We start from the raw sequence: 21,344 nt of genomic DNA, 5'->3' as shown, positions 1-21,344 counted from the left end.
TGCGGCAGCAGGGCCCCCGACCGGGTGGGGGTCGGCCGATGACGGCGGCCTTCCCGTCCGGGGTCTATAGGGGTCTATAGAGGAGAGGGGACTAGGCGAGCGGCTCGGGGCGCCCCGGCTGCTCGCCGCCGCGCTCCTTGATGTACGTCGCGGTCGGCACCATCACCTTGCGGCGGAAGACGCAGACGACCGTGCCGTCCTGCTTGTACCCCTTGGTCTCGACGTAGACGATGCCGCGGTCGTCCTTGGACTTGGACGGCCACTTGTCCAGGACGGTCGTCTCGCCGTAGAGGGTGTCGCCGTGGAAGGTCGGCGCGATGTGGCGCAGCGACTCGATCTCCAGGTTGGCGATCGCCTTGCCGGAGACGTCCGGGACGGACATGCCGAGCAGCAGCGAGTAGATGTAGTTGCCCACCACGACGTTCTTGCCGAAGTCCGTCGTCTTCTCCGCATAGTTGGTGTCCATGTGGAGCGGGTGGTGGTTCATGGTGAGCAGGCAGAACAGGTGGTCGTCGTACTCGGTGACCGTCTTACCGGGCCAGTGCTTGTAGACCGCGCCGACCTCGAACTCCTCGTAGGTGCGTCCGAACTGCATGGTGCTACGCCTCCGGGATCTCGAACTTGGTGGTGCGCTGCATGCCGGCGGCCCGGCCCTTGCCGGAGATGACCAGGGCCATCTTGCGGCTGGCCTCGTCGATCATCTCGTCGCCGAGCATCGCGGAGCCCTTGGCGCCGCCCGCCTCGGAGGTGCAGTAGTCGTACGCGTCGAGGATCAGCTCGGCGTGGTCGTAGTCCTCCTGCGAGGGGGAGTAGACCTCGTTGGCGATGGCGACCTGGTCCGGGTGCAGCACCCACTTGCCGTCGAAGCCGAGGGCGGCGGAGCGGCCGGCCACCTCGCGGTAGCCCTCGGCGTTGCGGATCTGCAGGTACGGGCCGTCGATCGCCTGGAGGTCGTTGGCGCGGGCGGCCATCAGGATGCGCATCAGGATGTAGTGGTAGGCGTCGGCGTTGTAGCCGGGCGGCTGCTCGCCGACCACCAGGGACTTCATGTTGATCGAGGCCATGAAGTCGGCCGGGCCGAAGATGATGGTCTCCAGCCGGGGCGAGGCCTCGGCGATGGCGTCCACGTTGATCAGGCCCTTGGCGTTCTCGATCTGCGCCTCGATGCCGATCTTGCCGACCTCGAAGCCCATGGTCTTCTCGATCTGGGTGAGCAGCAGGTCGAGCGCCTTGACCTGCTCGGCGTCCTGGACCTTCGGCAGCATGATGCAGTCGAGGTTGGGGCCGGCGCCCTCGACGACGGTGATCACGTCGCGGTAGGTCCAGTGGGTGGTCCAGTCGTTGACGCGGACGACGCGGGTCTTGTTGCCCCAGTCGCCGTTGTTCAGCGCGTCGACGATGTTGTGGCGGGCGCTCTCCTTGACCAGCGGGGCGCAGGCGTCCTCCAGGTCGAGGAAGACCTGGTCGGCCGGGAGGCCCTGGGCCTTCTCCAGGAAGCGCGGGTTGCTGCCCGGTACGGCGAGGCAGGAGCGGCGCGGGCGAAGGCGGCTGCTCGAAATGTCGCTGGCGTTGCTCATGAGGGTGGTTCGTTCCTTCCCAGTGGTCAGCTGGTCAGCTGGTCAGTTCGTGGCCGCGGTCGGTGCGGACGTCCACGGCTGGAGCCGGTTGGCCAGCCGGATCTCGTCCACGATCCGGCCGATGATGGTGGTGATGCCGAAGTCCTTCGGGGTGAACACGGCGGCGACGCCGGCGGCCTTGAGGGCCTCGCCGTCTGCTGCCGGGATGATGCCACCCACGATCACCGGGACATCCTCCACCCCGGCGCGGCGCAGCCGCTTCAGGACGTCCGGCACCAGCTCGGTGTGCGCGCCGGAGAGGATGGACAGGCCCACGCAGTGCACGTCCTCCGCGACGGCGGCGGAGACGATCTGCTCCGGGGTGAGCCGGATGCCCTGGTAGACCACCTCGAACCCGGCGTCGCGGGCCCGTACGGCGATCTGCTCGGCGCCGTTGGAGTGCCCGTCCAGGCCGGGCTTGCCGACCAGCAGGCGCAGCTTGCCGGCGCCCAGCTCCTCGGCGGTGGCGGCGACGGCGGCGCGGACCTGCTCCAGCTCCCCGCCCGGCTCGGCGGCGACCGCGACGGGCGCGCCGCCCACGCCGGTGGGGGCGCGGTACTCGCCGAACACCTCGCGCAGGGCGAAGGACCACTCGCCGGTGGTGACCCCGGCCCGGGCGCAGGCGAGGGTGGCCGGCATCAGGTTGGCCTCGGTGGCGGCGACGGTCTTGAGCTCGGCCAGCGCCTCCTGGGCGGCGGCCTCGTCGCGGGCGCCGCGCCAGGCCTCCAGGGCGGCGAGCACGGACTGCTCGGAGGCCGGGTCGACGACCATGATCGCGGTGTCGAGGTCGGCGGTGAGCGGGCTGGGCTCGGTGGTGTCGAAGCAGTTCACCCCGATGATCTTGTCCTCGCCGGACTCGATCCGGGCCCGGCGGGCGGCGTGCGAGGCGACCAGGTTGGACTTGAGGTAGCCGGACTCGACGGCCGGGATCACCCCGCCCATCTCCATCACCTTGGCGATCTCCGCCTCGGCGCCGGCCAGCAGCGCCGCGGTCTTGGTCTCGATCACCTCGGAGCCGTTGAAGATGTCGCCGTACTCCAGCAGGTCCGACTCGTAGGCCAGCACCTGCTGGATCCGCAGCGACCACTGCTGGTCCCACGGCCGCGGCAGCCCCAACGCCTCGTTCCAGGCCGGGAGTTGGACGGCCCGGGCGCGGGCGTCCTTGGACAGGGTGACGGCCAGCATCTCCAGGACGATCCGCTGGACGTTGTTCTCCGGCTGGGCCTCGGTCAGCCCGAGCGAGTTGACCTGGACGCCGTAGCGGAAGCGGCGCTGCTTGGGGTCGGTGACCCCGTAGCGCTCCAGCGTGACCTTCTCCCAGAGCAGGGCGAAGGCGCGCATCTTGCACATCTCCTCGACGAAGCGCACGCCGGCGTTGACGAAGAAGGAGATCCGGGCGACCACGTCGCCCATCCGCTCGGCGGGCACCTGCCCGGAGTCGCGGACGGCGTCGAGCACCGAGATGGCGGTGCACATCGCGTACGCGATCTCCTGGACGGGCGTGGCCCCGGCCTCCTGCAGGTGGTAGCTGCAGATGTTGATCGGGTTCCACTTGGGGATGTTGCCGACCGCGTAGGCGATCATGTCGGTGATCAGGCGCACCGACGGGCCGGGCGGGAAGACGTGCGTCCCGCGCGACAGGTACTCCTTGACGATGTCGTTCTGGGTGGTGCCGGTGAGCTTGGCGATGTCGGCGCCCTGCTCCTCGGCGACCACCTGGTAGAGCGCCAGCAGCCACATCGCGGTGGCGTTGATCGTCATGGAGGTGTTGGTCTGCTCGAGCGGGATGCCGTCGAACAGGGTGCGCATGTCGCCGACGTGGCCGACCGGGACGCCGACCCGGCCCACCTCGCCGCGGGCGAGGATGTGGTCCGAGTCGTAGCCCGTCTGGGTCGGCAGGTCGAAGGCGACGGACAGGCCGGTCTGGCCCTTCGCGAGGTTCCGCCGGTAGAGCGCGTTGGAGTCGCTCGCGGTGGAGTGGCCGGCGTAGGTGCGCATCAGCCAGGGGCGGTCGCGCTTCTGGGGCTCAGTCATCGGACCTGTCTCAGACGTTACGGCTGGATTGGATGTTCCGCTCGCCGACCTCGCGGAAGAGGTTGATGGCGGGCAGGTGCTTCTCGCGCAGCTCGGCGTCGCGCACGCCCAGGCCCTCCTCGGGGGCCAGGCAGAGCACGCCGACCTTGCCCTGGTGCTTGTTGTGGTGCACGTCGAGGGCGGCCTGGCCGGTCTCCTCCAGGGAGTAGACCTTGGACAGGGTCGGGTGGATCTTGCCCTTGGCGACCAGGCGGTTGGCCTCGAAGGCCTCGCGGTAGTTGGCGAAGTGCGAGCCGACGATCCGCTTGAGCGACATCCACAGGTAGCGGTTGTCGTACTGGTGCATGTAGCCGGAGGTGGAGGCGCAGGTGACGATGGTGCCGCCCTTGCGGGTGACGTACACCGAGGCGCCGAAGGTCTCCCGGCCCGGGTGCTCGAAGACGATGTCGACGTCCTCGCCGCCGGTGAACTCGCGGATCTTCGAGCCCAGGCGCTTCCACTCGCGCGGGTCCTGGTTGTTCTCGTCCTTCCAGAACCTGTAGCCCTCGGCGGAGCGGTCGATGATCGCCTCGGCGCCCATGGCGCGGCAGATCTCGGCCTTCTGGTCGTTGGAGACCACGCAGATCGGGGTGGCGCCGCCGGCCAGCGCGTACTGGGTGGCGTACGAGCCGAGGCCGCCGCTGGCGCCCCAGATCAGCACGTTGTCGCCCTGCTTCATGCCGGCGCCGTTGCGCGACACCAGCTGGCGGTAGGCGGTGGAGTTGACCAGGCCGGGGGAGGCGGCCTCCTCCCAGGAGAGGTGCTTCGGCTTGGGCAGCAGCTGGTTGGTCTTCACCAGGGCGAGCTGGGCCAGGCCGCCGAAGTTGGTCTCGAAGCCCCAGATGCGCTGCTCCGGGTCCATCATCGTGTCGTTGTGGCCGTCCGGGGACTCCAGCTCGACGGACAGGCAGTGGGCGACGACCTCGTCACCGGGCTTCCAGGCGTTGACCCCGGCGCCGGTGCGCAGCACCACGCCCGCGAGGTCGGAGCCGAGCACGTGGTACGGCAGGTCGTGGCGCTTGGTGAGCGGCGACAGCCGGCCGTAGCGCTCCAGGAACCCGAAGGTGGAGACCGGCTCGAAGATCGAGCTCCACACGGTGTTGTAGTTCACCGAGCTGGCCATGACGGCGACCAGGGCCTCGCCGGGGCCGAGCTCCGGCAGGGCGACCTCGTCGAGGTGAAGGGACTTGCGGGGGTCCTTGTCGCGGCTGTCGAGGCCCGCGAACATCTGCTCCTCGTCCTTGTGGAGCGTGACCGCCCGGTAGGACTCGGGGAGCTTGATCGCCGCGAAGTCGGCCGACGTGGTGTCGGGGTTGAGGATCGCGTCGAGGATTTCCTGCATGGCTGCCTCCGAAGGCGTACCTGTGTGAGGGTCACAGGGCGTCTGGGGGAGCCGGGAGCGGACACCGGCTTCGCTGAGGTGGGTGGTTGGCGGTCAGGCGGTCGCCCGGTGGTGGTCCGGGCGGGGCTGGCACTGCGGGGATCGGCACTGCGGGGATCTGCACTGCTGGTCTGGCACTGCTCCCGGGGTGTGGGAACGCCGGACGACGGCGCGCCGAGGTGGGGAGCCGCGGCGCCGCGACTGGTGAGTAACAAGGTAGTGGCACCCTGTGCCACTCGTAAAGACACCGGGTGTCAGGAATTCCGACGCTCTGGAAGGGGCCGGAACGCGCGTAGTGCGGGTACGCCGAGGGCCCGCGCCGACGGATCGACGCGGGCCCTCGATATGCCTCTGACCTGCTGTTTCTACTGCCTCAGCGGTCCCGGGCGCTGCTCAGTGCGGCCCGGATGCTGTCCACCACGACGTCCAGTGGAGCGTCCGTCCGGGCGACTGTGATGAGCACCTCACCTCCAGGGCTGGCACTCAGTGCGCTCTCCGCCACCACGTCCTCCGGCATCCCACTGGCACCCGGTGCCACCAGTGAGCCCCGGCGTCTGGCACCCGGGGCGCTGGCCGCCCAGAAGGTCCGCCGGATCACCTCGAAGGAGTGGTCCAGCTGCGCCTCCACGTCACCCCGGCCGCCCGCCCGCAGCCAGCGCCGCAGCACGTGGTTGTGCGCCGCGACGACCGCCGCCGCCGACACCTCGGCCAGCATCGAGTCGTCCTCGCCGCCGCGCTGCCAGCCCGACGGGATGGACTCGCCGGTGTCGAAGCGGCCCAGCAGGTACCGGGTGAACAGCCGCTCGTACCGGGCCACCACCGCGATCTCGCGCTCGCGCAGCGCCGGGACCTGACGGATCAACTGGTACCGCGCGACCGACACCCCCGGGGTGGAGGCGTACATCCGCAGCACCTCCTTGATGCCGCGGCAGACCACGTCCAGCGGGTGCTCCTCCGGCTCGGCGCTGGCCAGCAGGTCGGCCACCCGGACCAGGGTGTCGTCGTGGTCGGGGAAGATCGCCTCCTCCTTCGACCGGAAGTACCGGAAGAAGGTGCGCCGGGCGACCCCGGCGGCCGCGGCGATCTGGTCGACCGTCGTCTCCTCGTAGCCCTGCGAGGCGAACAGCTCCATCGCGGCCGCGGCCAGGTCCTGGCGCATCTGCTGGCGCTGCGCCGCCGCCCGGCGGCTGCCCGGCCCGGCCTCCGTCCCGGTGCTCCCGGACGGGCCGGCCGTCCGTTCGGTGCCGCGCGGTCCGGCGGAGTGCTGCGGGGTGGCTGACTGAACCCGATCCATGTCCGGAACGCTACACGGCCCGGGTGGCGTGTCCGCGGCCCTTCCCCGGCGCACCGGCGTGACCGGGCCGGTCACCGCCGGTCTGGGCCAGCGGGCGGACACCGGCCCCGGGGGCCGGCCGGAGCGGCCGGCCGTCCCGGAGCCGTACGGGGCGGTGCCGTTGCCGTAGGCCGCGCCGCTGCCGGGCGGCACGGCCCCCGCGCCGTACGACGACGCCGCGGCGTCGGGCAGCCGGCCGCCCCCGGCCCGTGGCGTGGTCACCGGCGCGCGTGGTCGCGGAAGCCGCGGCCGGTCTTGCGGCCCAGGCAGCCGGCCGCGACCAGGTGCTCCAGCAGCGGCGCCGCGGCCAGGCCCGGCTCGCGGAACTCCTGGTGCAGCACCTGCTCGATGGTCAGCGAGACGTCCAGGCCGACCACGTCCAGCAGCTCGAACGGGCCCATCGGGTAGCCGCAGCCCAGCTTCATCGCGGTGTCGATGTCGTCCACCGTCGCGTAGTGCTCCTGGAGCATCCGCACCGCGTCGTTCAGGTACGGGAACAGCAGGGCGTTGACGATGAAGCCGGCCCGGTCGCCGCACTCCACCGGGTGCTTGCGCACCTTCGCGGTCAGCTCCAGCACCGTCGCCGTGACGTCCGGGGCGGTCAGCACGGTGGAGACCACCTCGACCAGCTTCATGGCGGGCGCCGGGTTGAAGAAGTGCATGCCGATCACGTCCTGCGGCCGCGAGGTGGCGGTCGCGCAGCTGATCACCGGCAGCGAGGAGGTGGTGGTGGCGAGCACCGCGCCCGGGCGGACGATCTTGTCCAGGGTGGCGAACAGCTCCCGCTTGACCGCCAGGTCCTCGGCGACCGCCTCGACCACCAGGTCCACCTCGGCCAGCTCGGAGTACTGGCCGACCGGGGTGACCAGCGCCAGCGCGGCGTCCCGCTGCTCCGCGGTCAGCCGGCCCTTGGCGACCGAGCGCTCCAGCGACTTCGTCAGCTGCGCCTTCGCCCGCTCGGCCTTCTCCTGGCTGCGGGCGGCCAGCAGCACCGGGTGCCCGGCCTTGGCGAACACCTCGGCGATGCCGGTGGCCATCGTGCCCGAGCCGCAGACGCCGACCGTGCGCACCGTGCGGCCGGGCACCTTCGGCCGGGCCGGGCCGGTCGCCGCGTCCACGGCCTTGGACGAGCCCGGCGCCTCGTAGGTGTAGAAGCCGCGCCCGGACTTGCGGCCCAGCAGCCCGGCCGAGACCAGCTGGCCGAGGATCGGCGCGGGCGCGTGCAGCCGGTCGCGGGACTGCTCGTACATCGCCTCCAGCACGGTGCGCGCGGTGTCGACGCCGATCAGGTCGAGCAGCGCCAGCGGGCCCATCGGCAGGCCGCAGCCGAGCCGCATCGCGGCGTCGATGTCCTCCCGGGAGGCGTACTTGGACTCGTACATCGAGGCGGCCTGGTTCAGGTACGCGAACAGCAGGCCGTTCACCACGAAACCGGCCCGGTCACCGGCTGCCACCGGCTCCTTGCCCAGGTCGCGGGCGAAGGCGGCGGCGTCCTCGGCGGTCTGCGGGGAGGTCAGCACGGTGCGGACCACCTCGACCAGCTTCATGGTGTGCACCGGGTTGAAGAAGTGCAGGCCGAGCACCCGCTCCGGCCGGGCGGTCGCGGCGGCGATCCGGGTCACCGACAGCGCGGTGGTGCCGGTGGCCAGCACCGTGCCCTCCGGGCAGATCCGGTCCAGCTCGGCGAAGACCTCCCGCTTCAGCTCCAGCTGCTCGGGGACCTCCTCGATCACCAGGTCCGCCTCGGCGGCGGCCGTCAGCGCGTGCCCGACCGAGATCCGCGCCAGCAGCGCGGTGCGCTCCTCGGCGGTGATCCGCTCCCGGTCGACCGCGTGCGCGGTCGCCTCCTCGATCCGGGCCAGTGCCCGGGCGGCCGAGTCCTCGGAGGCCTCGATGCCGATCACCCGGCGGCCGCTCCGGGCGACCGCGACCGCGACGCCGGCACCCATCGTTCCGAGGCCGACGACGGCCACGGTGGGGAAGGGACGCTCCATCAGTCCTGACTCCTATGTCATGAAGGGCCCGCGCGTGCTCCGGCGGGCGGGCCGCCGCGCCCGTCGACGACGACGGGGGCGGCCGCCGCCGGAGGAGGGTGCACGCGCGGGGGCTTGGGGAGATGACGGGGTTCCGGCAGACCCGGGCAGCGGCCGGTCCGCTCCGGCCGAACTGCGGGGTGTGCCGTGGTACTCAGGCGCTCGAAAGGTGAAGGAAGCGGCGCTGATACGAGGGGAGGAACCCGGTCCGCCGCGGTTCGCGGCACCGACCGGTGAAGGCACCGCGCGGGCGCCGAAGACACGACGACCGCGGCCTGCCGCCGGTGCGGCTCCCGAAGCCCGGCGGTGGTGCGTCCGGCCACTGTAGCGAAGCTACTGGCCGGTAGGAAGGGGGCGGGAACGGAAAACCGTTCGGCTCCCGCACCCGCTCTCGCTAGAGTGATCGGCGCGGGGGCGGCTCCGCGGCGTGCTTCCTTCTCCTCATCTTTAAAATGACCCCAGCGCGCCCACTCTCCGCCCCCGCTTCGTCATATCCAGCGGGGGACAGAGAAGTGAAGAAGCCGAGCGTCGTGGAGCCCGGGAACGGGCTGGACGCCTACCTGCTGCGCCGTCACGGGACGGTTCCGGTCGCACCCGGCGCCGCCCCCGAGGAACCGCTGCCCTGGTCCGCCCAGGGGCTCGTGGCACTGGAAGCCGACCTGGTACAGCGCGGCTACGTGCTGACCCGCGACCTGCGCGCCGCCCTCGGCCGACTGCGCCCGCTGGACCTGGCCGCCGCCGGCACCCGCCTGCTGGCGCAGATCGACGCGCTGCTCGGCGCCGACCGCAGCCACCAGCCGCTGTTCCGCACCTTCCCCGAGGGCGTCCCCTCGCACGCGCACGCCTCCTACTCCGCGACGATCCGCGGCTACCTGCTCTGCCAGGCGAGCCAGCTCTGCGCCGTCTGCGAGCGCAGCAGCCTGGAGGCCGGGATCGGCGCGCTGGCCCCGTGCGCCCACCTGATCTGCGGCGACTGCTACGCGGAGCTGCTGGAGGAGGGCGACGACCGCCATTGCCCGCTCTGCAGCACCCCGCTGGAGGGCAAGCGCTACCTGTCGCTCGACACCCGGGCCGCCCGCCACGCCGCCCGCGTCCTCCCGCCGGGCAGCACGCTGCGGCCGCTGCGCCTGGCCGGCTCCGACGACACGGCCGAGCTCGCCGGCACCGCGCTGGCCGCCCTGCTCGCCCGCCACACCCCGCTGAGCCCGCAGGACCGCGAGGAGCTCGCGCTGCTGCTCGACCACGCCCCCGCCGACCCGGCCGCCTGGCTGCCCGCCGAGATCCCCGTCCGGGAGAGCCGCGCCACCGTGCTGGCCACCCTGCTGCGCCGCGACCCCGAGCGCACCCGCCCGCTGCTCGAGGCCCACCTCACCACCGCCACCGACGTGCTGCGGCTGATCTGGGCCTGGTCCGGCGCCGAGCCCGACCTGCTGGCGGAGACCGCCCGCAAGCTGCGGCTGCGCAACCTGCCCCGCCCGCTGCGCCGCGAACTCCTCGCCGTCCTGGACGCGCTCCCGGTCGGCACCCTCGCCGAGGACCTGCGCCGCCACCGCTCCGCCTGGCTGCGGGCCGGCGAACTGCTCCACCCGTACGAGCACCGGGCCCGCTTCCCGTACGCGGCCGCCGCCTTCGCCGTCGTCCGGCAGAGCGACCTCGACCTGCACGGCCTCGGCCCGGAACTGCGCGAGGCCCCCGCCCCGCTGCGGGTGCGCGAGACGCCCGGCGGCCACACCCGGCTGGTGGTGGAGACCTTCGCCGCCCGGGTCGAACACGCCCTCGCGCAGGGCGACCTGCCGGCCGCCGTCCGGCTGCTGGCCCGCCGCCCGGGCGAGCTGGTGCGACGCCTCCACCACCTGCTGCGGGTGCAGGCCGGCTGGTTCCCGGGCGAGCCGCTGCCCGTCGAACTCGCCCGGGCACTGCCCGGGGCCCTGCGCGCCGTCGCCCCCGGCCCGCTGCTCGGCGCGTACGGGCGGCTGCGCGCCGCGCGCGAACGCGGCGAGCAGCGGCTGTACTTCCCGCGCGGCCGGGTCGCCTCCGCGCACGCCCGGCACGACTGGGGCACGCCCGTCCCGGACGCCCTGAGCGCCCCGGTCTGCGCCCTGATCGAGGCCGAACTGCTGCGCCGGGCCGAGCAGTCGGCGCGCGCGGCCGGGCGCTACGAGGTGGCCGTGCTGGACGCCGGACTGGCCGACCTGGTCGTCCCGTTCGCCGAGCGCGCCAGCGCCAAGACCCTGGTCGCGGTGCCGCGCGGCAGCGTGCAGCGGCTCCCGGACGGGCAGCGCCTGCGGCTGTTCGTGCACTGGATGCAGCAGGTGAACCAGCGGGTCGACCTCGACCTGTCGGTCGCCTTCTACGACGAGCAGTGGCAGTTCACCGGCCTGTGCGACTACACCCGGCTGGTGCACGGCGAGCGGGCCGCCGTCCACTCCGGCGACTTCACCACCGCCCCGCCGCCGCACGGCGCCACCGAGTTCGTCGACCTCGACCTGGGTGCCCTGGGCAAGGCCCGTACCCGGTACGCCGTGGTGGTGGTGTTCAGCTACAACGACGTCCCCTTCGAGGACCTCACCGAGGCCTTCGCGGGCTTCATGACCCTGACGCCCTCCGAGGCGGCTCGCCACCGCAGCGGCAGCTTCCACCCCCGGAGCGTGCGCCAGCGGCTGGACCTCGCCGGGGACGCCAGGATCTGCCTGCCGATGATCGTCGACCTCCATGCCCGCAGCTACACCTGGACCGACCTCAACGTCGGTGCCGGCGCCGGGTTCCACAACGTCGCCCGCCACCACGCCGAGATCGGCTCGCTCGCCGACTCGGTGCTGACCCACTTCGCCTCCGGCACCCGGGCCACCCTGTGGGACCTCGGCTGCGCCCTCGCCGCGGCCGGCAGCGACGAGGTGTGGGTGCGCGACCGGACCGGCCGCGGGCTCGGCCGCTACCGCCGGGGAGCGGACGAACCGCTGGACTCCTTCGCCGAGCGGGTGCGCGGGCGGCACGAGAGCGACCACCGGACCGAGCAGCCGCCGGACGACACCGCCCGGCTGATCGCCGAACGCCTGGCCGGCACCCGGGCGTTCACGGCCCTGGTGCACGCCGACCCGCCCGCCCCGGCGGGGGCGGGCGGCACGCTGTACCGGCTCTACCCGGGGCCGCTGGACGCCGCCCCGGACGCCCTGGAGCGGATCACGGCGGGGGAGTTGGTGGCCCGCTTCGGCCCGAGCGGTCCGGACGGCGACGGCTCGGCCCATGACGGCCCTCGCGCGGACGGTCCTGTCACGAACGGCCCGCTCCCGAACGGGCTTTCCTCGAACGGGTGAATGGGCGGACAAGCGTCCGTTCGTTCCACCCGATAGGGGAGTTACCGGCCCCCGGTGCGCGGGGCAGCATGACGGCATGAGCACCGTCGCCGCCTCCCAGGCCGCCGATCCGGTCGGCCCGCTCGGCCCCGCCGCCCTCGCGGCGGCCGTCGCGCTGCCCCCGCGGGCCGAGCGCGCCGAGCGGGCCCAGTGGGCCGTCGACCGGCTGCGCACCGCCGCCGTCGAGGCGGTCGCCGTCACCTGGGTGGACAACGCCGGCATCGCCCGGGTCAAGGCCGTACCGCTCGACGGCCTGGTGCACGCGGCCCAGTGGGGCGTCGGCACCGCGCCCTGCTTCGACGTGTTCCTCGCCGACGACGCCATCACCACCAGCCCGCTGATCGGCGGCCCCACCGGGGACCTCCGGCTCTACCCCGACCTCGACCGGATCGTCCCGCTGGCCGCCCAGCCCGGCTGGGCCTGGGCCCCGGGGGAGCGCCACACCCAGGCCGGCGGCCCGCACCCGGGCTGCCAACGGCTGTTCGCCCGCCGGATGGAGGCCGCGGCCGCCGCCCGCGGGCTGAGCCTCAAGGCCGGCATCGAGGTCGAGTGGGTGGTCGCCCTGGCGGGGCCCCCGAACGAGCCGCCCCGGTACCCCACGCACGGCCCCGCGTACGGCATGCACCGGCTCACCGACCTCTCCGACTACCTGCGGGACGTCCTGCGCGCCCTCGGCGAGCAGGGGCTGAGCGTGCTGCAGATCCACCCCGAGTACTCCCCGGGCCAGTTCGAGGTCTCGGTCGCCCCCGAGGGCCCGGTCGGTGCCGCCGACACCTCCGTGCTGGTCCGGCACACCGTCCGCGCCGTCTCCGCCCGGCACGGCCTGCGGGTGTCCTTCGCCCCCGTGGTCGAGCCGGACGGCGTCGGCAACGGCGGGCACCTCCACCTCAGCCTCTGGCGGGACGGCCGCAACCTCGGGCACGGCGGCTCGGGCCCGCACGGGCTGATGGCCGAGGCCGAGGGCTTCCTCGCCGGGGTGCTCCAGGCCCTGCCCGAACTCCTGGTGCTGGGCTGCTCCAGCCCGGCCGGGTACCTGCGGCTGGTGCCCCAGCACTGGGCCGGGGCGTACCAGTGCTGGGGCCTGGAGAACCGGGAGGCCGCGCTGCGTCTGGTCACCGGCTCCACCGGGGAGCGCGCCTCCGCCGCCAACGCCGAGGTCAAGTGCTTCGACGCGAGCGCCAACCCGTACCTCGCGGTCGGCGCGGTGCTCGCCGCCGGCCTCGCCGGGCTGGCCGAACGCCGGGCCCTGCCGCCGGAGTTCACCGGCGATCCGGCCGCCGCCGAGCCGGGCACGGTGCCCCGGCTGCCGCAGGGCCCGACCGAGGCGCTCGCCGCGTACGAGCGCTCGGCGGTGCTGCGCGAGGCGCTCGGCGAGCCGCTGCACCAGGCGGTGGCGGCGGTGCGCCGGGCCGAGGCCGAGCAGTACGCGGCCGTCGGCCCCGAGGAGTTGATCGCGGCGACGCGCTGGCGGTACTGAGTGGACGCCATGGCGCCGACGCTGGTCGACCACCACTGCCACAGCGTGGTGGCGGCCGAGCTCGACGACGACGCCCTGGCCGGGCTGCTCACCGAGTCCGACCGCCCGCCCGCGCCCGGCTGTTCACCCTTCGACAGCGCGATCGGCCTGGCCGTGCGGCGCTGGTGCCCGCCGGTGCTCGGCCTGCCCGCGCACGCCCCGGCGGCCGACTACCTGGCCCGGCGGCGCGAGCTGGGCGCCGCCGAGTCCACCCGTCGGCTGCTCGCGGCCGCCGGACTGGACACCTGCCTGGTGGACACCGGGCTGACGGCCACCGCGGGCCGCGCACTGCTGCCGCTGACCGAACTCGCCGGGGCCACCGGGGCGGTGGTGCGCGAGGTGGTCCGGCTGGAGACGGTGGCCGAGACGGTGTCGTCCGGCGCCGAGGACTGGCCCCGGGCCGTCGGCGAGGCAGTGGCGGCGGCCGCCGCCGATGCCGTCGCGGTCAAGTCGGTGCTCGCCTACCGGCACGGCCTGGCCGTCCCGGCCGAACGGCCCGCCCGTTCGGCCGTGGTGGCCGCCGCCGGGGCCTGGCTGCGCGGCGGCCGCGGCCGGCTGGCCGATCCGGTGCTGCTGCACCACCTGCTCCGGACGGCCGTGGACGTCTGCGCCGAGCTGCGCCTGCCGCTCCAACTCCACACCGGCTTCGGCGATCCCGACCTCACCCTGCACCACGCCGACCCGTCGCTGCTGACGGACTTCGTCCGCGCCGTCGAGCCGAGCGGCGTCCCGCTGGTGCTGCTGCACGGCTATCCGTACCACCGGCAGGCCGGCTGGCTGGCCCAGGCCTTTCCGACGGTCTACACCGATCTCGGACTGACGGCCTCGTACACCGGGCCGCGGGTGGCGGCGGTGCTCGGCGAGATGCTGGAACTGGTGCCGTTCGGAAAACTGCTGTTCTCCACCGACGCCTACGGACTTCCCGAACTGTTCGTGGTGGGCGCCGCACAGTTCCGGTACGGACTGGGCATGCTCCTCACCGACTGGCAAGCAGCGGGCGCCTGTTCGGCTCCGGACGCGCGGCGGCTGGCGCAACTGGTCGCCGCCGACAACGCCCGCCGGTTGTACCGGCTCGGCTGAGCGAACGGGCATGTTTTCGCGCACATGCCAAGGTCAGGCGCGTCGTCGGCGAACCATCACTTTTTAACAATCTTCAACTCTGTTGTCCTCGCTGGTCGATGGATGGCTAACCTCTGCAGTTGGTCTAGATGTGACGATTAGATGACTACCTCTTGCGCTTATCAGCGAATATTCATTAACGTCCCGGTCATCCCAGTGCACCTGCCACACCGCAGCTGCCGGATGACGACTCGGGAGGGCCAACCCCAATGAGAGTTCCTCGGATCAGCCGGACCCGCTACGCGGCAGTGGGCCTCGTGCTCGCCACCGCCGGAGCCCTCGCGCTCCCGGCCGGCACCGCCGTCGCGGCGCCCACCGGCGACTCGACGACCGGTCCGCTGCTCAGCTACGTCGTCAACACCAAGGCCAACCACGGCCAGGTGCAGAAGGTTGAGAAGGCCGTCACCGCCCTCGGCGGCACCGTGGTCCAGTCGTACGAGCAGGTCGGCGTCATCGTCGCCCGCTCCAACGACACCAAGTTCGCGGAGAAGCTGCGCCTGGCCAAGGGCGTCGACTCCGTCGGTGCCAGCCGCACCAAGGGCATCCTCGCCGCCGACCAGGGCAAGGCCGAGGTCGCCGAGGCGCCCACCGGTGCCGCCGCCGCGACCGGCGACCAGGAGCCGTACGAGCCCAACCAGTGGGACATGCGCCAGATCGGCGTCGACAAGGCGCACAAGATCTCGCTCGGCAGCCGCAACGTCACCGTCGGCGTGCTGGACTCCGGCATCGACGCCACCCACGAGGACCTGGCCGCCAACGTGGACGCCTCGCAGTCGGTCTCCTGCATCGACGGCAAGACGAACACCGACTGGAAGGCCTGGCAGCCGACCACCAGCGACCACGGCACCCACGTCGCCGGCACCATCGCCGCCGCCAAGAACGGCAAGGGCATCGTCGGCATCGCCCCGAACGTGAAGCTGGCCGCGGTCAAGGTCGTCGACGACGGTGGCTTCATCTACCCGGAGAACGCGGTCTGCGGCTTCGTCTGGGCCGGCGAGCACGGCTTCAAGGTGACGAACAACAGCTACTACGTCGACCCGTGGATGTTCAACTGCCCGAACGACAAGGACCAGGCCGCGATCTCGGACGCGATCCGCAAGGCCGTCGCCTTCTCGCAGCGCAAGGGCGTCCTGAACGTCGCCGCCGCCGGTAACGAGAACATCGACCTGGCCCACAAGACCGTCGACATCACCAGCCCGGACGACACCAACAAGACCACCCGCCCGATCACCAACGACTGCCTGTCGCTGCCGACCGAGCTGCCCGGCGTGGTCGCGGTCTCCGCGGTCGGTGTCAACGGCGACAAGTCGTACTACTCCAGCTACGGCAAGGGCATCGTCACCGTCGCCGCGCCGGGCGGTGACGCCCGCTACCAGATCCCGGACACCCCGGACAAGAACGGTCGCATCCTGTCGACCATCCCGGGCAACAAGTACGGGTACATGCAGGGCACCTCGATGGCCACCCCGCACGTCACCGGCGTGGTCGCGCTGCTCGCCAGCACCTTCCCGTGGGCCAGCCCGGACGAGCTGACCGAGCTGCTCACCAACCAGGCCGAGTCCCACGCCTGCCCGACCGGCGTCTACAACCCGGGCAACACCGGTAACTTCAAGGCCACCTGCGAGGGTGGCGTGGACGACAACGGCTTCTACGGCGCGGGCATCATCAACGCCGAGAAGGCGGTCCAGTGGTGGCGCTGACGCGCTGACCACCCGGCGCTGACCATCCGGCGCTGAGCACCGAACACTGAGCTGAGGAGCGGGGCCACGGGCCCCGCTCCCCAGCGGCGTTTGAGTACCCGTACTCAGGCCGCCGGCCCGCTCGTGGAACAGGATGGAGCCATAACCACCCGGGTCCTCGCAGGAGTTGAGCGGCATGGCTGCCACCGTCACCGGGCCGCAGGTCCCCGTCCGTCCCGCCGCCGACCGGCGGCGCCGGCGCGTGCTGGCCCTCGGCGTCGTCCAACTCCTGCTCGCCGCGCCGATGCTGGTGCCCATCGCCGCCCTCACCCTCACGGCCGCGAGGTACCTCCTCGCCCTCGGGGTGGTCGGGGTGGTGTTCGCCCCCGTGGTCGCCGCGGGCCCGCTGCTCGGGCTGGAGATCGGCGGGCTGGTCGCCCGGCTGCGGGGGTTCCGCCGGGACACCGGCTTCGCGGTGCGGACCTTCGGCCTGCTGCTCGGCACCGTGATCGAGTACCTCGCGCTGCGCTGGAACTAGCCCTGCTGGCCCTCGGCCTCGAAGTGGTGCTCCCAGACCGTCTCCACCGACGGCTTGCCGTGCAGGTCCGGCACCTCCTGCAGCCAGGCCGGCCGACCGGCCCGGGTGCGGGCCGCGTTCCGCCGCTCCGCCTCGCGCAGCTGCTCGGGGGTGGCGAAGCCCTCCGGCAGCCACTCCTCGGAGAGCACCGCCCGGGCGGCCAGGTGGGTGACGTACGCGTGCCGGACGGCGTCCACCGAGTCGAAGCCGGGCTCGTCGGCCAGCCACTCGTCCGGGACCAGCGCCACCACCTGCTCCAGCAGTTCGACGGTGACCAGCGGCCCGAGGTCCTCGTCGGCCAGCCGGACGTCCGGGGCGCAGCCGCCGAGCGCGTGCGCGCTGAGGTCGTAGCGCTTGCCGACGGACGCCTCCGCGGTGGCCCAGCGGTGGTGGAAGATCAGCGCGGCGCCGTTGTCGATCAGCCAGAGCCGCCGGTGCCAGACCACCAGGTTGGGGTTGTGGACGGTGCGGTCGACGTTGCCGGTGAGCGCGTCCAGCCAGACCATCCGCCCCGCCTCGGCGGAGTCCACCGGGATCATCCCGGGCCGGTAGTCGGCGGCCCCGGGCAGCAGGTCCATCCCGAGGTTGAGGCCGGCGCTGGCCTTGAGCATGTCCTGGATCTCGGCGTCCGGTTCGTCGGCGGCCACCACCGGGTCGAAGTCCACCAGTCGCAGCTCCGGCACCCGCAGCCCGAGCCGTCGGGCCAGCTCGCCGACGATCACCTCGGCCACCAGTGCCTTGCGGCCCTGGGCGGCTCCGGTGAACTTGACCACGTACGTCCCCAGGTCGTCGGTCTCCACGACGCCCGGCACCGAGCCACCGGCCCGCAGCGGGTCCACGTAGCGCAGCGCAGTCACCAGATCGAGCACACCCGCCACCCTATCCCGCCGTGCCGCGTGATTGGCTTGCCGGTGAGACCGGTACGCAGAGCGGTACCCACCACATGAGGAGAGCAAGGCATGGGACAGGTGCAGGCCACCACCGAGCGGGACTACGACGCCGCGCCCGAGCGGGTGTACGAGGCGCTGGCCGACTACCAGGTGACCCGCCCGAAGCTGCTGCCCGCGCAGTACAGCGAGTACGAGGTCCGGGTCGGCGGCACCGGCGCGGGCACCCAGGTGCACTGGAAGCTGCAGGCCACCGAGAAGCGGGTGCGGGACTGCCTGTTCACCGTCTCGGCGCCGAAGCCGGACCAGCTGGTGGAGAAGGACGCCAACTCCAGCATGGTGATCACCTGGACCGTCGCGGCCGCCGGCGAGGGCCGCACCAAGGTCACCGTCACCGCCACCTGGCAGGGCGCGACCGGCATCGGCGGCTTCTTCGAGCGCACCTTCGCCCCCAAGGGCCTGAACCGGATCCACGACCAGGTGCTCGAGAACCTGGCCGCCGAGGTCCGCTGACTCCGAGGTCCGCTGACTCCTAGGTCCGCTGATTCCGGCGTCCCACCTGATCCGGGGGAATCGCCCGGAATTTCGAGCGGCTCGTCCGCCCGTACGAGCCGGAAGCCGTACGGGTGGACGGCCCGCCACCTGCGGGTGACGGGAGCCGCCCGGCGCGGGGGAGCCATCCTAGGCTCGCCGCCGTGCATATGACGATCCTTCACATTTCGCAGCCGGTGGACGGCGGAGTCGCCCGCGTCCTCGTCGATCTGGCCCGGGGGCAGCGCGAGGCCGGGCACCGGGTGCTGGTCGCCTGCCCGCGCGGCGGGCGGTTGGCCGAGGAGGCCGCCGCGGTGGGCGCGCTGGTCCAGGACTGGCCCGCCGACCGCTCGCCCGGCCCGGCCACCGCCGCCGAGGCCTGGCGGCTGCGCCGGATCGTCCGGGCCGCCGGTCCCGACGTGGTCCACCTGCACAGCGCCAAGGCCGGTCTGGCCGGCCGGCTGGCCGTGCGCGGCGCGGTGCCGACCGTCTTCCAGCCGCACGCCTGGTCCTTCGCCGCCGTGGACGGCCCGATGGCCGCCGCGACCCTGCGCTGGGAGCGCTTCGCGAGCCGGTGGGCGCACCGGCTGCTGTGCGTCAGCGTCCAGGAACGGGCCGACGGCGTGGCCGCCGGGGTGCACGCCGACTGGGCGGTGGTGCCCAACGGCGTGGACGTCCGCCACTACGCGCCCGCCGACCGCCGGGCCGCCCGGATCGCGCTCGGGCTGGACCTGGACTCCCCGCTCGCGGTCTGCGTCGGCCGGCTGTGCCGGCAGAAGGGCCAGGACGTGCTGCTGGCCGCCTGGCCGGAGGTGCTGCGCCGGGTGCCGCAGGCCCGGCTGGCGCTGGTCGGCGGCGGGCCGGAGGAGCAGCGGCTGGCCGAGGCGGTCCGGGAGTCGGCCGAGCCGTCCCGGGTCCGGCTGGTCGGGGACGTGCCGGATCCGCGCCCGTGGCTGGCGGCGGCGGACCTGGTAGTGCTGCCCTCGCGCTGGGAGGGGATGGCGCTGGCGCCGCTGGAGGCGATGGCGGCGGCCCGCCCGGTGCTGCTGACGGACGTTCCGGGCGCCCGGGAGTGCCTGCCGCAGGCGGTGCGCGCGCAGTCGGTGGTGCCGCCAGAGGACGCGGGCGCGCTCGCCACCCGGATGGCCGAAGCGTTGTCCGATCCGATCGAGTGCGAGCGACGCGGTGCCCGGCTGCGCGACCACGTGGTCGCCCGGCACGACGTTCGTACGGTGGTCGAACAGGTGGACGTCCTGTACCGCCATCTGCTGGGGGCCGGACCGGCGGCCGGGCGGCGCAGGGCCCGTGTCCCAGAGCGGATCTGATCGTTTCACATGCCGTGAATCCCCGCCGTACCGGCGTCGGCGCATTCGCACCCTCGACCGGATATGGGCGAGGCGTCAAGTCCGAAATACCTATTAATGGGCGGCTGGAATGAAACGGCAAGTCAACTTCCGGCGGACATGCCCAGGTTCGGTATTGTCGGATTTTGCCTGCTTCGTTTCGATTCCACCCCGGGAATTCGCGTCCGGGCCCGTCGCGGTCGCGCCCATGGTGACCAGCCGTTCCGCGACCGGCCCCCTCACCGGAGAACCGAAAGCCGCCAGCGATAGCAGGTGCTGTCAGGACCGCGCCCACCGGGCCGGGACGGCCGCCCCATGCCTATCGGTGCCGGGGTACCGCCACCCCGGGCACACAGCAGGGGAGTTCGTGCGCTGATGACCATTGACCACGACCGTGTGCCGCGATCCGGCGGGCCCCTGTCCGGCCCGCGGCTGCCCGGCACCGGGCTGCTCGACCGGCCGGCCAGGGCGACCTACCCCCGGGCGGTGCCGTCGCCCCGCCGGCACCGCCGGGCCGCCCGGTCCCGGCTCGCCCTGCCGCTCGCGCTGGTCCAGGTCGACGCGATCGCCCTCTGCACCGCCACCGGCATCGCCAACCGGGCGATCGACCCGACCGTCCCGCTCGCCCCGCTGCTCGGCGTCGCCGCCGTCCTGCCCCTGCTCCTGCTGCTCAACCTGGCCGGCGGCCTCTACCGCACCCGACTCACCCTCTCCGTCCTGGACGAACTGCCCGCCCTGGCCGTCCGCGCCGTGGTCGCCACCGCCTTCGCCGTCACCCTGGCCGGCTGCCTGGACGGCCGCTGGCCCGACTGCGGCCCGGCCACCCCGGCCCGGCTCACCGTCCTGCTCGGCGCCCAGCTGCTGATCGCCGCCCTCGGCCGCGCCGTCCTCTACCACCTGGTCCGGCGGATCCGCCGCGGCCGCCCCAACCCCGTCCTGGTGCTCGGCGCCGGCCGGCTCGGCCGCAAGGTCGCCGCCGCCCTCCGCGAGCACGGCGAGTACGGGATGCGCCCGGTCGGCTTCCTGGACGCCGACCCGCCGCTGCTGGCCGACGACACCGACGTGCCCGTCCTCGGCGGCCGCGAGGTGCTGGAGCGCGAGGTCCGCCGGCACCGGATCCACCACGTGATCGCCACCGCCGGCGCCGCCGACGAGGGCGAGACCGCCGCCGCCCTGCGCGACGCCGTCCGGCTCGGCTGCCAGGTCTGGCTGGTGCCCGCGCTGCGCGAGCACGGCTCGCTGCCCACCGCCCCGATCGCCGGCGGCGACCACCTGTGGGGCTTCCCGTGCCTGCGCCTCGGCAGCCCGGCCATGCGCCGCCCCGGCTGGGCCGCCAAGCGCGCCCTGGACGTCACCGCCGCCGGGACCGGCCTGCTGCTGCTCGCCCCCGTCCTGGCGCTGTGCGCCCTCGCCGTCCGCTTCGACACCGGCCCCGGCGTGCTCTTCCGCCAGCAGCGCACCGGCCTGGACGGCCGGGTCTTCACCGTCCTGAAGTTCCGCACCCTGCGCCCCAGCAACGAGCACGAGTCGGCGACCCGCTGGAACATCTCCCAGGACCACCGGATGGGCGCCGTCGGCCGCCTGCTCCGCAAGAGCTCGCTGGACGAGCTGCCGCAGCTGTGGAACATCCTGCGCGGCGACATGAGCCTGGTCGGCCCGCGCCCCGAACGCCCGTACTTCGTCATGCGGTTCAGCCAGGCCTACCCCGAGTACGGCGACCGCCACCGCGTCCCGGTCGGCCTCACCGGCCTCGCCCAGGTCAACGGCCTGCGCGGGGACACCTCGATCGAGGAGCGGGCCCGCTTCGACAACCGCTACATCGAGAGCTGGAGCCTCTGGCAGGACGTCAAGATCCTGTGCCGCACCGCGGCCCTGATGCTCCACCCGGACGGGAGCTGACCCG

General features: G+C 73.1%; 15 protein-coding genes. 8 read left to right on the top strand and 7 right to left on the bottom strand.

From position 1 onward, the window contains the following. Positions 1 to 91: 91 nt before the first annotated feature. From ACFVXG_RS40765 to ACFVXG_RS40740, 6 genes are all read right to left on the bottom strand, one after another. Positions 92 to 595: a MaoC family dehydratase gene (locus tag ACFVXG_RS40765; protein ID WP_350506744.1), complete on the bottom strand. Its 504-nt coding sequence runs from the start codon at positions 593 to 595 to the stop codon at positions 92 to 94. A gap of 4 nt (positions 596 to 599) precedes the next feature. After that, the gene (locus ACFVXG_RS40760) at positions 600 to 1,577 is read right to left on the bottom strand and encodes an HpcH/HpaI aldolase/citrate lyase family protein (RefSeq protein WP_387935401.1); all 978 of its coding nucleotides are present in this window, start codon (positions 1,575 to 1,577) and stop codon (positions 600 to 602) included. 42 nt (positions 1,578 to 1,619) lie between these two features. Then, positions 1,620 to 3,650 carry a protein meaA gene (locus tag ACFVXG_RS40755; RefSeq protein ID WP_387935399.1) on the bottom strand — a complete coding sequence of 677 codons (2,031 nt, stop codon included), beginning with the start codon at positions 3,648 to 3,650 and terminating at the stop codon, positions 1,620 to 1,622. A gap of 10 nt (positions 3,651 to 3,660) precedes the next feature. Continuing rightward, positions 3,661 to 5,031 carry a crotonyl-CoA carboxylase/reductase gene (gene ccrA / locus ACFVXG_RS40750; protein WP_387935397.1) on the bottom strand — a complete coding sequence of 457 codons (1,371 nt, stop codon included), beginning with the start codon at positions 5,029 to 5,031 and terminating at the stop codon, positions 3,661 to 3,663. A gap of 412 nt (positions 5,032 to 5,443) precedes the next feature. Next, positions 5,444 to 6,364 carry a TetR family transcriptional regulator gene (locus tag ACFVXG_RS40745; protein ID WP_387935396.1) on the bottom strand — a complete coding sequence of 307 codons (921 nt, stop codon included), beginning with the start codon at positions 6,362 to 6,364 and terminating at the stop codon, positions 5,444 to 5,446. Positions 6,365 to 6,621: 257 nt separating this feature from the next. Further along, positions 6,622 to 8,397 carry a 3-hydroxyacyl-CoA dehydrogenase family protein gene (locus ACFVXG_RS40740; RefSeq protein ID WP_387935394.1) on the bottom strand — a complete coding sequence of 592 codons (1,776 nt, stop codon included), beginning with the start codon at positions 8,395 to 8,397 and terminating at the stop codon, positions 6,622 to 6,624. 551 nt (positions 8,398 to 8,948) lie between these two features. Here ACFVXG_RS40740 and ACFVXG_RS40735 point away from each other — a divergent pair. The 5 genes from ACFVXG_RS40735 (at position 8,949) to ACFVXG_RS40715 (ending at position 16,641) form a co-directional block, all read left to right on the top strand. Beyond that, complete coding sequence (locus ACFVXG_RS40735; protein WP_387935393.1) at positions 8,949 to 11,750, top strand: MXAN_6230/SCO0854 family RING domain-containing protein; 2,802 nt, start codon at positions 8,949 to 8,951, stop codon at positions 11,748 to 11,750. A 76-nt stretch (positions 11,751 to 11,826) separates the two neighbouring features. Further along, positions 11,827 to 13,266, top strand: coding sequence for a glutamine synthetase (locus ACFVXG_RS40730; RefSeq protein WP_387935391.1), 1,440 nt, complete (start codon positions 11,827 to 11,829; stop codon positions 13,264 to 13,266). 9 nt (positions 13,267 to 13,275) lie between these two features. Then, a complete protein-coding gene (locus ACFVXG_RS40725) occupies positions 13,276 to 14,385 on the top strand; it encodes an amidohydrolase family protein (protein WP_387935390.1) in 1,110 nt (369 codons plus the stop codon). Between the two features lie 248 nt (positions 14,386 to 14,633). Continuing rightward, a complete protein-coding gene (locus ACFVXG_RS40720; protein WP_387935388.1) occupies positions 14,634 to 16,124 on the top strand; it encodes a S8 family serine peptidase in 1,491 nt (496 codons plus the stop codon). 175 nt (positions 16,125 to 16,299) lie between these two features. Then, the gene (locus ACFVXG_RS40715; protein WP_387935387.1) at positions 16,300 to 16,641 is read left to right on the top strand and encodes a hypothetical protein; all 342 of its coding nucleotides are present in this window, start codon (positions 16,300 to 16,302) and stop codon (positions 16,639 to 16,641) included. On the opposite strand, the gene ACFVXG_RS40710 is transcribed toward ACFVXG_RS40715, so the two are convergent. Further along, positions 16,638 to 17,549 (bottom strand): HipA family kinase, encoded by a 912-nt coding sequence (locus ACFVXG_RS40710; RefSeq protein WP_387935385.1) that lies wholly within the window; start codon positions 17,547 to 17,549, stop codon positions 16,638 to 16,640. The two genes, ACFVXG_RS40715 and ACFVXG_RS40710, sit on opposite strands and share 4 nt — an antisense overlap. Positions 17,550 to 17,639: 90 nt before the next feature. Between ACFVXG_RS40710 and ACFVXG_RS40705 the strand changes: the two genes are divergently transcribed. The 3 genes from ACFVXG_RS40705 to ACFVXG_RS40695 all read left to right on the top strand — a co-directional run bounded on the left by ACFVXG_RS40705 (position 17,640) and on the right by ACFVXG_RS40695 (position 21,340). Further along, positions 17,640 to 18,080: an SRPBCC family protein gene (locus ACFVXG_RS40705; protein WP_387935383.1), complete on the top strand. Its 441-nt coding sequence runs from the start codon at positions 17,640 to 17,642 to the stop codon at positions 18,078 to 18,080. Between the two features lie 188 nt (positions 18,081 to 18,268). Beyond that, complete coding sequence (locus ACFVXG_RS40700; RefSeq protein WP_387935382.1) at positions 18,269 to 19,423, top strand: glycosyltransferase; 1,155 nt, start codon at positions 18,269 to 18,271, stop codon at positions 19,421 to 19,423. A gap of 393 nt (positions 19,424 to 19,816) precedes the next feature. Continuing rightward, positions 19,817 to 21,340, top strand: coding sequence for a sugar transferase (locus ACFVXG_RS40695; RefSeq protein ID WP_387935380.1), 1,524 nt, complete (start codon positions 19,817 to 19,819; stop codon positions 21,338 to 21,340). Positions 21,341 to 21,344: the final 4 nt, after the last annotated feature.

It is taken from the genome of Kitasatospora sp. NPDC058162, assembly GCF_042884005.1.
GTDB lineage: Bacteria > Actinomycetota > Actinomycetes > Streptomycetales > Streptomycetaceae > Kitasatospora.
The sequence above is the reverse complement of the archived record's forward strand: the minus strand, read 5'-3'. Positions and strand labels throughout refer to the sequence as shown.